This window comes from Aeromonas sp. HMWF015 (genome assembly GCF_963878965.1).
Classification (GTDB): Bacteria; Pseudomonadota; Gammaproteobacteria; order Enterobacterales; family Aeromonadaceae; genus Aeromonas; species Aeromonas veronii.
The window spans coordinates 17,678-29,014 of sequence record NZ_CAWNZT010000168.1 but is presented as its reverse complement, the minus strand read 5'-3'; the positions used below and the strand labels follow the sequence as shown (position 1 = coordinate 29,014).

The window sequence follows — 11,337 nt, the reverse complement described above, 5'->3', positions numbered from 1 at the left end:
TAAACCGCTTAACCCCACCACATAACAAAACGGTCAGCACAAGGGCTGACCGTTTTCACTTTACCGCACACGCTATCTCACGGGCGCTTGCACCATCCCGCTTAACCGGCGGTCGTCTCACTCTGTACGACCGGCTGACTGGCCACCGGCAGTGACTGCTGCCGCCAACGCAGCAGCAGGCAGGCCAGCACGCCGTAGAGCAGCGCCAGACCCCATAGTTGCCACCAGTAGCGGGAAACCTGCGCGAAGTCGGCCCCCATCTGGTTAAGCCGCAGAAAACCCTCGATGGCGGGGATAGTGGGCACCCACTGAGCCAGCCAGTTGAGGGGCGCCGGGATCAGCTCGAGCGGCCAGATAAAGCCCGCCAGAAAGACCAGCGGCAGGGAGGAGATCAACACCACCTGAGTCGGCAGATCCCGCCGGGTAAAGATCGCCCCCAGCACAATACCGAACCAGCAGGTCGCCAGCAGGAATGGCAGGGCGAACAGCCATAGCTGCACAGGGTCTGCATGACGAGCGATATTGTAGTGATCGAAGCAGAAGCCGAGGAAGTAGCTCACCGGTAACAGAAACAACCCCGCCAGCACCAGGGTTCTGGCCAGCAGCAGCGGCAACACCGGCGCGCTTTGCCAGTAACCATGCTCGCCGCGGCAACTGCGCTGGTTCTGGGTCGCCCCCAGGATCCCCGCCCCCATCAGCAACACCTGATGGAGGATCAGCACGAACACCGCCGGCACCACGTAGTTGACGTAGCCCATGGTGGGGTTGAACACCGGCACCACGTTGAGGGCCACCGCATTCCAGCCCATGGCCGCTTGTGGCAGTGCCTCGCCGTGGCTCAACAGCCGCGCCACCTTCACCTGCGCGGCGAGAGTGCCGCCAGCCTGCGCCAATCCCTCGGCAATGGTACCGTAGACCAGAAAGTAGGAGGCATCACCGGCATAGCTCAGGGTGACGCTCTGGCCCAGCATCAGATCCCGATAGAAGTGGTTGGGGATATGCAGGATCCCGCTCGCCTTCCCGGCCATCATCAGCTGCCGCGCTTCATCCAGTGAATTGGCCCGCGCCACCAGCTTCACCTGCGGCGTGGCATCGGCCATAAACTCCAGCTGACGGGACAGCTGACTGCCATCGTCGTTGACCACCACTACCGCCTCTTCCCGCGGCAGCTGATGCAGATAGGGCTGGGGATAGAGAAACGAGTAGAAGATCACCCCGCCAAACAGGGTCAGCATGATGGCGCGATCCGCCAGCAGGGTGCGCAGTTCGAGGCGCAACAGATCGACAAATCCCAGCATCACTCAGGCTCCTTTTCGGCGCTCGCCACTGCGGCTGATTGACCGGCCAGCTCGGCCTGCTGCTTGTAACGTCGTACCACCAGCAGCAGGGGGAGCAGGAACAGCAGCAGCGCCCCCAGTTGCGGCAGCGCCGATGAGAGGGGCAGACCGTAGTTGCTCTGACCAATCTGCAGCTCGACATAGTGGGAGACCGGCAACAGGCTGCGCCAGAAGCGGGCGAAATCCCCCATGGCGCTCACCGGAAAGGTGACCCCCATAAAGGCAAAACCGGGCGCCGTGTAAGCCCCCGCCAGCGACAGGGCGCGGGCCGGATCCCGAATGATGCCGTAAAAGAAGGCCCCCATGGTAACGCAGGCGGCCGAGGCGAGCCCCAGACCCACCACCAGCACCAGCCAGCTGCCGTGCATGGGGTAGGAGAAGCCCTTGAACAGCAGCAGCGTCCAGACTATCCCCCAACCCCAGCCAATCAGCACGTGGGGCAGCAGGGTGCGCCACAGGCCAAACCAGACCCCGCGAGTGGTCCAGTCCAGCCCCAGCCGATCATTACGGGCCAGTGCATTGAGGCCAAACAGCACCACCAGGATCTGCCACACCGCGGGCAGAATGGCGCTCAGCAGAAATTGGGCATAGCTGGAGTTGAGGTTATAGAGCGCGGTCACCTGACTGCTGATAGGCACCGACTGCCCGAGCGCGCCGGGCAGCGCCTTGCCATCGGCCATCGCCTCCAGCACGCCGACCTGACCGTTAAGGGTGCCTACCACCTGCGCCAGCGCTGAGTTAACCAGCTTGGCGATCAGGATGAACTGGCCGTTGTTGAACACAGTCACCTGCGGCTGGGAGCCCTGACGGGCATCCCGCTCCAGATGGTTGGGGATCACCACCAGCGCATAGATGTCGCCGCCGCGCAGGGCGTGGGCACCGGCATCGATGGAGTCAAACTGTTGCGCCACCTTGAGCCCGGCCGAGCCATCCAGCGAGAAGGCGAGCTGGCGCGAGAGCACGCTGTGGTCGAGATCCACCAGCCCAACCTTGAGGTCGCGAGCCAGCCCTGCCGAGAAGATCCAGCAGAGGATCCCCATCAGCAGCAGCGGCACCCAGCTCATCAGGGCACGGCTGAACGGATCCTGCCACAGCAGCCGAAATTCACGTCCCATCAGAGTTCAACCAGCACACTCATGCCAACCCGCAGCCCCTCAACCGGTTGCAGCGGGCGAGCCTCCACCTGGAAGCTCTTCATATCGAAACCCTGACGGGTATCGGTGGCACGCCAGGTGGCGAAATCCCCCATCACGGCCACATGGGTCACCTTGAAGCGCACGGTCTGGTCGCCAAGGCCCGGGATGCGGGCATCAAACTCGGTACCGACCGGGAAACGGGGCAGCAGATCCTCGCGAACGTGGAACTGGGCCCAGGCATCGCTCATATCAAGCAGGGTCACCACCGGGAAACCTTGTGGCGCCAGCTCGCCGCTGCGCAGCAGTACCTGACTCACTTCACCATTGTGGGGGCTGGTGATGCGGGTATCAGCCAGATAGGCCTCAACCTCGGCCACGGAACCCGCCGCCATCTTGGCCTTCTCGCGAGCGGCGATCTTGGTCTCTTCCCGCGCCCCTTCCAACGCCATCTGGTACTGTTGCCACGCCATCCCTTCGCTGTAGCGTGCGGCTTGCCAGGCAGTCCAGGCCTCATCGCGTTTTTGCAGCGGCATTACGCCGTCGCGGTGCAGGCTGGCAACCCGCTCATAGGTCTTGCCACGCAGCTGGGCGGCAGCCTTGGCTTTTTGCCACTGATCCTTGGCAGCGGCGATCTGTTGGGCACGGGCCCCTTTCTCCGCCTCTTGCGCCAACGCACCCGCAGCCGCTTCACCCGCCTTGGCCTGGCTCAGCTTGGCTTCAATCTCGGGGCTCGCCAGGGTAAAGACCAGTTGATCCTTGGTCAGCTGATCGCCCTTTTTCACCAGCACCTCGTCGATGCGCCCCGGCACCTTGGAGGAGACCGAGTACTGCTGCGCTTCAATCTGCCCTTGCAGATGCACCGGCTCCGGCTGATAGGCGAGCCAGAAGCGCCAGCCGAGCCAGACCACCAGGATCACCAGCGCCAGCGGCAACAACAGCGGTTTACCCTGGCTCATCTTCTTTTTGATGGGGGGATGGCTCATCACTTCACCTCGACAAACGGGCGACCCTTGGCGGTCGAAACAGACATGAAAAAAGAAACAGACAGGGGCGGGATCATGAGTTCACCTCGATCACTTGACCATGCTGATATTGATTAAAACTGTTCATCTGGCCAGAGAGGGCCAGCAGGCGGGCCAGCGACACCACATATTGATAAGCCGCCGCCGCACGTTGGGTCTTGACTCCTGCCAGCTGGTTTTGGGCATCCACCACATCAAGGGAGGTAGAGAGCCCCTGCCCGAAGGCCTTGTCACGCAGCAGTACGTTCTCCTCGGCCAGCGCCTGGGTAGACGAGAGAGATTGATACTCCTCCAGCCCCTGCGCCGCTTCGCGCCAGGTCTTCTCTACCAACAGCTCCAGATCCTGGCGAGTCTTGGCTTGCAGCAAATTGACCTGCAGCTCAGCACTCTTGGCCGCCTGCACTGTCTCGGAGCGGCCATCACGGCTTACCAGCGGCATGCTGACACCCACTCCCACCAGCCAGTCCGGCGCAGTCTTGGAGGCGAGCGAATCATCTTCATAGAGGTTGTAGTTGCCGAACAGGAATACTTCGGGGGCATATTTGCCCTGCTCGACCCGTATCAGCCCCTTGGCCTGCTCCTTCTTGGCAGTGAGCAACTTGAGACCGGGGTGCACCTCCAGGGTCTGGCTCACCAACCCCTCGAGGCGCGGCAGCTCCTTGTTGACGAACAGGCCGCTGCCCGGCTGGGCATCTGGCAACTTCAGCATGCGGCCGAGGGCCAGCTCGGCGATCTCGAGGCTGCGGCGCGCCTTCTGGGTATCGATGCGGGCCCGATCATAGGCCGACTGGGCGGAGAGGCGCTCCACCCTGGCGATCTGGCCCTGCGCTTCGAGCTTCTTGGCGTGATCCAGATGGTGGGCCAGCCCCTCTTCGATCTCCTGCTTGGTCTGCACCACCTGAGCAGCCAGCACCACGCCGAAATAGGTCTGGGAGAGGCTCTCAAAAGTGGATTGCTGCTTGAGCACCAGCAGCTGCTGTGCCTCGCTCACCTGCGCCTGGCGGATATCCTGCGCCGCATCGATGCGACCACCGACAAACAGCGGCCAGAGCATCTTGACCGAGCTGGTCACCACATTCTGTTTGGTCAGGGGGGTGACAAATGCGTTGGCCCCGACCCCGAACAGGCTGCCGAGCGCCAGGATCAGATCTTTCTGCTTGGCCAGCGGATTGAGATCGAGAGCATCAAGTTCAATCGGCTGATCAAGATGGGTATAGCTGGCCCCCAGATCCACCTTGGGCAGATACATGTCCTTGGCCGCCTCGCGCAGCTGCTTGGCCCGATCGACCCCGGCCTGTTCGGCAGCCAGCCCTTCATCCTGCTGGATGACCCGGGTCCAGGCTTCGCCGAAACTGATGGTTTGCGCCTGCGCCGACCCCAGCACGGCCCCCAGCAGACACGGCCAGAGTGATTTAATGAACCTTGACGTCATAGATCCCCAATCCGCTTTTGTTGCATAAATGTTTGGAGCATTTGCTCGACTTAAGCCCGCTATCATAACGCAAAGCGGGCCTGCAAGTGGACTGACAATTATGCAGGCGTCCGACCCGAATGGTACAGCGATCAGTCTCCGGCAATCTGGCCGTTTTTCAATAACTCCAGAATTTGCAAGCCTTGGCACGACGTTTTTTTCAGAAAAAAATGGCTGACGCTCAAATACTAACCTTTTCTCCTGCCTAAAAAATGCGTAATATACGCCGCCCTAAGCCGATGGTAACCGTGGAATGCAGATAGGTCCCCACACGCTTGAAACTCCCTTGATTGTGGCTCCCATGGCCGGTGTAACTGACCGACCATTCCGTGAACTTTGTTTGCGATTGGGGGCTGGCATGGCCGTTTCCGAGATGCTGCTGGCCAACCCGGATGTCTGGGATACCCAGAAAACCCGGATGAGGATGGATCACTCTGCAGAAGGCGGATTGCGATCGGTCCAGATTGCCGGAGCCGACCCCGAGATGATGGCGTTTGCTGCCCGCTACAACGTGGAGCAGGGCGCACAGATCGTCGACATCAACATGGGATGTCCGGCAAAAAAAGTGAATAAGAAGTTGGCAGGTTCTGCCCTGCTGCGAGCCCCCGATCAGGTCAAAGCAATTTGCCGGGCCGTGGTTGATGCAGTGGAGGTGCCTGTCACCTTGAAGATCCGCACAGGATGGGATCCGGATAACCGCAATGGCGTGGAGATCGCCCGAATCGCCGAAGATTGCGGTATCGCGGCCCTCGCCGTGCATGGTCGTACCCGTGCCTGCCTCTACAAGGGCGAAGCGGAGTACGACACGATCAGGGCGATTAAGCAGGCCGTATCGATTCCTGTTGTCGCCAATGGTGACATCAACAGCCCGGAGAAAGCCCGGTATGTCCTCGACTATACCGGTGTTGACGCCGTGATGATCGGCCGAGCTGCGCAAGGACGACCCTGGATTTTCCGGGAAATCCGTCATTTTCTTGAGACGGGCACCAAGCTGCCGCCTCCCGAGAGGGAAGAGGTTCGCACCCTGATGAACGAGCATGTAACCAACCTGCACCGGTTTTATGGTGCATATCTGGGAGCGCGCATAGCCCGTAAACACGTGGGCTGGTATCTGGATGAAGAAGAGACGGGCCGAGAATTCCGTAAGCACTTCAATGCCCTGGATTGCGCAGACGCGCAACTTGAGGCACTCGAAGCGTATTTCGATGGATTAGGTTAACAAGATAACTAAAGAGCCGACCGAATATGTTCGAACAAACCCTGACTTCTGATGCATTGGTAACAACTACTCACAATCACGCTGCCGAGCCGACCCAGCGCCCCCTGCGTGACTCTGTGCAACAGGCCCTGCGTAACTACCTGGCCCAGTTGAACGGTCAGGAAGTGATTGATCTGTACGATATGGTTCTCTCCGAAGTCGAAGCGCCGATGCTGGACGTGATCATGCAGTACACCCGTGGTAACCAGACTCGCGCTGCCGTGATGATGGGTATCAACCGTGGCACCCTGCGCAAGAAGCTCAAGCGTTACGGCATGAACTGATTGCTGGCCGCGAGCCGCGACGGCGGTTCAAGGCAGATGCGAAAGGCGCTAGGTAGCAATACCTGGCGCCTTTCCTTTATGCTCTCCCCTCCATTTCACCATGGCGACCCCGATGAACCGCACTCCCCTGCTGCTGATGGTACTGGTCACCCTGCTGGCCGCTGCTGGCTGGCTCTTCTCGAAAGAGGCGATCCGCGAACTGCCCCCTGCCGCCTTTATCGGCAGCCGCTTTCTGCTGGCCGCCCTGCTGTTACTGCCCCTCGCCTGGCTGCGTGAACCGCCGCCGACCCGCGCCCAACTGGTGCGTGCCGCCGGTTGCGGCACATTGCTCAGTGCCAGCCTGCTGCTGTGGGTCACCGCCATCAGCCAGAGCGATGCGCTGGGCAGTGGCGCCTTTATCATGAGCGTCGCCACCCTGATGGCCCCGCTGGCCGCCTGGGGAGCCTTTCGGGCCAAGCCCGGCCGCCACTACTGGCTCACCCTGCCCATCGCCATTGCCGGTTTGCTGCTGCTCTCCAGCAGTACCCACTGGGGCGTGTCGCTTTCGCTGTTCTGGTTTCTGGCGGCGGCCACCACTCTCGGCATCCAGCTTGCCGTCCATCGCCACTTCGCCCAATCCATAGCCCCTACCTGGCTCACCTGCATCCAGCTGGCGATGACCGGCCTGCTCGGCACCCTGCTCTCCCTGCTGACTGAACAGTGGCCCGAGGCTGGAGTCAGCCACGGCATCTGGGGCTGGTTTGCGGCGAGCGTCTTGATCGCCACCACATTGCGCTACTGGCTGCTCACCCACGCATTGAGCAAGATGACCACCGCCCACGCCGCCCTGATGATGCTGCTGGAACCGGTCTGGACCCTGATCCTGAGCACCCTCTTCTATAGCGAACCCCTCGGCGGCGCCAAACTGGCCGGAGCCGGATTGGTGCTCGGCGCCCTGGTGCTCTACCAGCTTCCCCTGCTGTTGCGCAGTCACATGCTGAAACCGGCACGCTAGATGCCCACAGCAAACACCTCAGCGCGGATGAAACAACCAACGAAAAGGGGCCTGCAGTTGCAACCCCCTTTTGTTGCATTGTCACGGCGAGCTGTTTGGGCCATGTTCTCGGCTCGACCCTGTGCGTCAGATCCCCTCTTGAACGTCTCCTGGCCGCCAGTTAGCGGCTAGAAAGAGCGAGCCTGATCCCGAGTCCGACAAACAGGGTGCCGATGCCCCGGTTGAGCCAGCGACCGAGACGCAGTGACAGCCGTACCCTGTGGCTGGCATAGACGGTGGTAAAGACCAGCAAGTGACACCAGATGATGCCGCCCAGATTGAAGATGCAGCCGAGCAGGATAAAGGCGAGCGCCTTGTCGGGGGCATCCGGTGCGATGAACTGGGGCACGAAGGCGAGGAAAAAGAGCGCGACCTTGGGGTTGAGCACATTGGTCAGCACACCCTGCCGGTAAATCTGGCCATAGGAGAGGGCGGGCAGGGTGGCCCCTCCCTCCATTGCACCCGTTACCTGCTGGCGCAGCAGGGAGAACCCCAGATAGATGAGGTAGATGGCGCCAGCCAGCTTGATAAGGGCAAACAGCTCGGCCGAGGCACTGAGCAGGGCCGACAGACCGAGGGCCGCCGCCAACACATGCACCATGACACCGGTGCCGATGCCAAGGGTCGCGACCGAACCGGCACGCCACCCTTGCGAACCGCTGCGCAGCATGACCAGCAGGGAGTCCGGCCCCGGCATGATATTGAGCAGCAGCCCCGAGACCATAAACAGTGCAAGATCATGAATACCGAACATCCCTCCTCCCATCGTAAAGAAAAACCAAACAAAAAGGGCTCCGCAGAGCCCTCTTTCCTTTCACTCTGCGGCAGCTGACGCATCATCAGCTGTCCCGCCAGCCATCAGGGCCGCAGCGCCTTGTCTGCCCGCGAGATGCCGCAGACGCCGGAGCGCACCACTTCGATGATCTCGTTGGTCTGGGCCGCAGTTTTGATAAAGGCATCCAGCTTCTCGCTGGTGCCCACCAGCTGTACCGTGTACTGCTCGGGGGTGACGTCGACGATCTGGCCACGGAAGATATCCGCCAGCCGTTTCAGCTCGTCACGGGCGCCACCGGCGGCACGCGCTTTGACCAGCGCAATCTCCCGCTCGATATGCTCCCCTTCGCTCAGGTCGCACACCTTGAGCACATCCACCAGCTTGTGCAGCTGCTTCTGGATCTGCTCCAGCACCCGCTCGTCACCCATGGTGACTATGGTCATGCGTGACAGGGTGGGATCCTCGGTCGGCGCCACCGTCAGGGTCTCGATGTTGTAGCCGCGCTGGGAGAAGAGGCCCACCACGCGGCTCAGGGCGCCGGATTCGTTCTCCAGCAGTACCGAAATGATATGCCTCATGATATTTCCCCCGCCTTGCTCAGCCACATCTCGTCCTTGATGGAACCAAACTTGAGCTCCTTGAGCACGACCGAAATAATATTTTCCATCGTCAGGTTCTCTCCGTCTTGCTCAGCCACATCTCATCCATGGCACCAAACTTGATCTGCATCGGATAGACATGCTCATCCGGGTCAACCGAGATATCCATAAACACCAGCCGATCCTTCATGGCGAAGGCCTTCTCCATGGCGCTCTCCAGCTCGGCCGGATCGCTCACCGCGATGCCGACGTGGCCGTAGGCTTCCGCCAGTTTGACGAAGTCCGGCAGGGACTCCATGTAGGAGTGGCTGTGACGACCGCCGTAGAACATCTTCTGCCACTGCTTGACCATGCCAAGCGCACGGTTGTTGATGGAGATGATCTTGATGGGCACCCCGTACTGCATGCAGGTCGAGAGCTCCTGAATGTTCATCTGCACCGAGCCGTCGCCGGTGACGCAGCAAACCACCGCATCCGGGTTGGCAAACTGGGCCCCCATGGCGGCCGGAATACCAAAGCCCATGGTGCCGAGGCCACCAGAGTTGATCCACTGGCGCGGCTTGGCAAACGGGTAGTAGAGGGCAGCAAACATTTGGTGCTGGCCCACGTCGGAGGCGACGAACGCCTGACCCTGAGTCACCTTGTAGAGGGTCTCGATCACCTGTTGCGGCTTGATCTGGGTCGCCGACTTTTCGTAGGCCAGACAGTGACGGGAGCGCCACTGGTTGATCTGGCTCCACCAGTCCGCCAGCGCCTCCTTGTCGTTATCGAAGCCACACTCGCGGATCACTTCCAGCATCTGCTCCAGCACGGTTTCCACCGAGCCGACGATGGGCACATGGGCCTGCACCGTCTTGGAGATGGAGGTGGGGTCGATATCGATATGAACCACGGTCGCATTGGGGCAGAACTTCGCCACGTTGTTGGTGACGCGATCATCGAAGCGGGCTCCCACGGCGAAGATGAGATCCGCGTTGTGCATGGTTTTGTTGGCTTCGAAGGTGCCGTGCATCCCCAGCATGCCGATAAATTGCGGATGGACGCCGGAGAAAGCCCCCAGCCCCATCAGGGTGGTGGTCACCGGCAGATTCAGCAGCTCCGCCAGCTTGGTCACCAGATGGTCCGCATTGGCGTTGATGGCGCCACCGCCTACGTACATCACCGGACGCTGGGCTTCTACCAGCAGCTTGGCTGCCCGCTTGATCTGCCCTTTATGGCCAGACTTGGTCGGGTTGTAGGAACGCAGGGAGACCGTCTCGGGATACTGGTAGGGGAATTTTTCTTTCGGGTTCTGCACATCTTTGGGCAGATCCACCACCACCGGCCCCGGGCGGCCGCTGGCGGCAATGTAGTAGGCCTTCTTGATGGCCTCGGGAATATCGCTCGCCTTCTTGCACAGGAAGCTGTGCTTCACCACCGGGCGGGAGATACCGATCATGTCGGTCTCCTGGAACGCATCCTCACCGATCATGCTGGTCGGCACTTGGCCGGAGAGGATCACCAGCGGAATGGAATCCATATAGGCAGTGGCAATACCGGTAATGCAGTTGGTCGCTCCCGGGCCCGACGTTACCAGCACAGTCCCCACCTTGCCGGTGGAACGGGCGTAACCGTCAGCCATGTGAACCGCGGCTTGCTCGTGCCGCACCAAGACATGCTCCATCTTGCCGTTTTCGAAGAGAGCGTCATAGATGTCGAGCACTGAGCCACCAGGGTAGCCGAAGACGTGCTCAACTCCCTGATCTTCCAGCGCTCTAACCACCATCTGGGCGCCTGATAACATCTCCATGATAAAGCCCTCCAGGCTTTGCTCCGTTTAGCGAATCCCGCCGACGATGCCGTGCTTCCCGGCACGGCCCGATCCGTTTCTTGTTGTTATCTGAATGCAGATCGGCCCAATTCAGCCCCGTCGACAGTAGAAAAAAAGGATTTTTCCGTCATTCACCCGAAAATAGGGTGAAAAACCAACTTAACCCGCTTCATAACGCTTGTCCACGGCTTTATCTGACCAGAACAGTCATACATTTCAACCGGCTATTAACATTCAATGACTTGCCGTAGCGACCATGAGACAAAAGGGAAGGAAGTCGGGGAATGGCCAGCGGATCATTCCGCAGAGGGGAAAAACAGCCACAAAAAAGCCCACCGCTCAGCGGTGGGCTTGATGCCGAATGATGACTCAGTTCTCCTGATCCGGCTCCGCCAACCAGATCTGCTGATCCGGATCGGTCTCTTCACTGACCGAGATGCTGACACCCATATCGAGCAACTCGTGCAGGGTGAGATTGTCAGCCAGGTTCATGACTTCGCCGTTTTCATTGGTAAAGCGCATTTGCTCCGTCCTCTCCTTGGTGGGATCGCCTTTCAGTCTAGTCAACAATGCTCACTTGCGATAACCAGCAACTGGATAAACAGTCGCCCC

11 protein-coding genes are annotated in these 11,337 nt (G+C 60.4%); 3 read left to right on the top strand and 8 right to left on the bottom strand.

All coding sequences use genetic code 11. The annotated features are described in order from the left end of the window. Nucleotides 1–101 precede the first annotated feature (101 nt). From AACS18_RS08735 to AACS18_RS08720, 4 genes are all read right to left on the bottom strand, one after another. On the bottom strand, nt 102–1,298 hold the full coding sequence (locus AACS18_RS08735; RefSeq protein ID WP_108614135.1) for an ABC transporter permease: 1,197 nt from the start codon (nt 1,296–1,298) through the stop codon (nt 102–104). After that, nucleotides 1,298–2,452, bottom strand: coding sequence for an ABC transporter permease (locus AACS18_RS08730; protein ID WP_108614134.1), 1,155 nt, complete (start codon nt 2,450–2,452; stop codon nt 1,298–1,300). The genes AACS18_RS08735 and AACS18_RS08730 overlap by 1 nt, the downstream gene beginning before the upstream one ends. Then, nucleotides 2,452–3,456 carry an HlyD family secretion protein gene (locus AACS18_RS08725; protein WP_005349194.1) on the bottom strand — a complete coding sequence of 335 codons (1,005 nt, stop codon included), beginning with the start codon at nt 3,454–3,456 and terminating at the stop codon, nt 2,452–2,454. Before AACS18_RS08725 ends, AACS18_RS08730 begins: the two co-directional genes overlap by 1 nt. A gap of 73 nt (nt 3,457–3,529) precedes the next feature. Further along, complete coding sequence (locus AACS18_RS08720; protein ID WP_181363429.1) at nt 3,530–4,927, bottom strand: TolC family protein; 1,398 nt, start codon at nt 4,925–4,927, stop codon at nt 3,530–3,532. Nucleotides 4,928–5,219: 292 nt separating this feature from the next. Between AACS18_RS08720 and dusB the strand changes: the two genes are divergently transcribed. The 3 genes from dusB to AACS18_RS08705 all read left to right on the top strand — a co-directional run bounded on the left by dusB (nt 5,220) and on the right by AACS18_RS08705 (nt 7,502). Beyond that, a complete protein-coding gene (gene dusB / locus AACS18_RS08715) occupies nt 5,220–6,185 on the top strand; it encodes a tRNA dihydrouridine synthase DusB (protein WP_019445016.1) in 966 nt (321 codons plus the stop codon). Nucleotides 6,186–6,211: 26 nt separating this feature from the next. Beyond that, nucleotides 6,212–6,508 carry a DNA-binding transcriptional regulator Fis gene (gene fis / locus AACS18_RS08710; protein ID WP_005309538.1) on the top strand — a complete coding sequence of 99 codons (297 nt, stop codon included), beginning with the start codon at nt 6,212–6,214 and terminating at the stop codon, nt 6,506–6,508. A gap of 112 nt (nt 6,509–6,620) precedes the next feature. Then, nucleotides 6,621–7,502, top strand: a complete 882-nt coding sequence (locus AACS18_RS08705; protein WP_108614132.1) for a DMT family transporter — start codon at nt 6,621–6,623, stop codon at nt 7,500–7,502. 160 nt (nt 7,503–7,662) lie between these two features. Here the strand turns inward: AACS18_RS08705 and AACS18_RS08700 are convergent, their stop codons facing one another. The 4 genes from AACS18_RS08700 to AACS18_RS08685 all read right to left on the bottom strand — a co-directional run bounded on the left by AACS18_RS08700 (nt 7,663) and on the right by AACS18_RS08685 (nt 11,247). Next, on the bottom strand, nt 7,663–8,295 hold the full coding sequence (locus tag AACS18_RS08700; protein ID WP_108614131.1) for a LysE family translocator: 633 nt from the start codon (nt 8,293–8,295) through the stop codon (nt 7,663–7,665). Between the two features lie 104 nt (nt 8,296–8,399). After that, nucleotides 8,400–8,894, bottom strand: a complete 495-nt coding sequence (gene ilvN / locus AACS18_RS08695; protein ID WP_005311605.1) for an acetolactate synthase small subunit — start codon at nt 8,892–8,894, stop codon at nt 8,400–8,402. A 91-nt stretch (nt 8,895–8,985) separates the two neighbouring features. Further along, nucleotides 8,986–10,704, bottom strand: coding sequence for an acetolactate synthase 3 large subunit (locus tag AACS18_RS08690; RefSeq protein ID WP_005339146.1), 1,719 nt, complete (start codon nt 10,702–10,704; stop codon nt 8,986–8,988). A gap of 390 nt (nt 10,705–11,094) precedes the next feature. Continuing rightward, entirely contained in the window at nt 11,095–11,247 is a 153-nt protein-coding gene (locus AACS18_RS08685; RefSeq protein ID WP_005339147.1) for a hypothetical protein, read from the bottom strand. Nucleotides 11,248–11,337: the final 90 nt, after the last annotated feature.